Origin of the sequence: Streptococcus sp. M143 (assembly GCF_000162495.1) — a bacterium.
Classification (GTDB): Bacteria; Bacillota; Bacilli; order Lactobacillales; family Streptococcaceae; genus Streptococcus; species Streptococcus dentisani.
This window is the reverse complement of sequence record NZ_GG730098.1, coordinates 1-810: the sequence shown is the minus strand read 5'-3', so window position 1 is coordinate 810 and position 810 is coordinate 1. Positions and strand designations below refer to the sequence as shown.

9 tRNA genes are annotated in these 810 nt (G+C 51.1%); all 9 read left to right on the top strand.

Annotated features, from left to right (window positions below):
• Positions 1 to 29: 29 nt before the first annotated feature.
• The 9 genes from HMPREF0850_RS11545 to HMPREF0850_RS11505 all read left to right on the top strand — a co-directional run bounded on the left by HMPREF0850_RS11545 (position 30) and on the right by HMPREF0850_RS11505 (position 805).
• Positions 30 to 102: transfer RNA gene (locus tag HMPREF0850_RS11545), tRNA-Val, on the top strand.
• Positions 103 to 104: 2 nt separating this feature from the next.
• Positions 105 to 177, top strand: a tRNA-Asp gene (locus tag HMPREF0850_RS11540).
• Between the two features lie 22 nt (positions 178 to 199).
• Positions 200 to 272, top strand: a tRNA-Lys gene (locus HMPREF0850_RS11535).
• Between the two features lie 5 nt (positions 273 to 277).
• A tRNA-Leu gene (locus HMPREF0850_RS11530) sits at positions 278 to 359 on the top strand.
• Positions 360 to 371: 12 nt separating this feature from the next.
• A tRNA-Thr gene (locus tag HMPREF0850_RS11525) sits at positions 372 to 444 on the top strand.
• A 21-nt stretch (positions 445 to 465) separates the two neighbouring features.
• Positions 466 to 537, top strand: a tRNA-Gly gene (locus tag HMPREF0850_RS11520).
• Positions 538 to 544: 7 nt separating this feature from the next.
• Positions 545 to 630: transfer RNA gene (locus HMPREF0850_RS11515), tRNA-Leu, on the top strand.
• 11 nt (positions 631 to 641) lie between these two features.
• Positions 642 to 715 (top strand) — tRNA-Arg (locus HMPREF0850_RS11510).
• 16 nt (positions 716 to 731) lie between these two features.
• Positions 732 to 805: transfer RNA gene (locus HMPREF0850_RS11505), tRNA-Pro, on the top strand.
• Positions 806 to 810: the final 5 nt, after the last annotated feature.

Here is an 810-nt window from a genome sequence, read left to right as displayed (position 1 = left end):
AGAATAGGAAGTTTAGAGGCTTCCTTTTTGGGAGTTTAGCTCAGCTGGGAGAGCATCTGCCTTACAAGCAGAGGGTCAGCGGTTCGATCCCGTTAACTCCCATAGGTCCCGTAGTGTAGCGGTTATCACGTCGCCCTGTCACGGCGAAGATCGCGGGTTCGATTCCCGTCGGGACCGTAAGATAACGGAAGTTATTTTAGACTCGTTAGCTCAGTTGGTAGAGCAATTGACTTTTAATCAATGGGTCACTGGTTCGAGCCCAGTACGGGTCATATTTGCGGGTTTGGCGGAATTGGCAGACGCACCAGATTTAGGATCTGGCGCTTAACGGCGTGGGGGTTCAAGTCCCTTAACCCGCATAGTAGAAATTAGCCGGCTTAGCTCAGTTGGTAGAGCATCTGATTTGTAATCAGAGGGTCGCGTGTTCAAGTCATGTAGCCGGCATTAGAACTAGAAGAGGTCGATGCGAACGTAGTTCAGTGGTAGAACACCACCTTGCCAAGGTGGGGGTCGCGGGTTCGAATCCCGTCGTTCGCTTAGAGAGGCCGGGGTGGCGGAACTGGCAGACGCACAGGACTTAAAATCCTGCGATTGGAAACGATCGTACCGGTTCGATCCCGGTCCTCGGCATATAATAATGAGCACCCTTAGCTCAACTGGATAGAGTACCTGACTACGAATCAGGCGGTTAGAGGTTCGAATCCTCTAGGGTGCATTTTTTCTATTTAACTCGGGAAGTAGCTCAGCTTGGTAGAGTACTTGGTTTGGGACCAAGGTGTCGCAGGTTCGAATCCTGTCTTCCCGATTGAT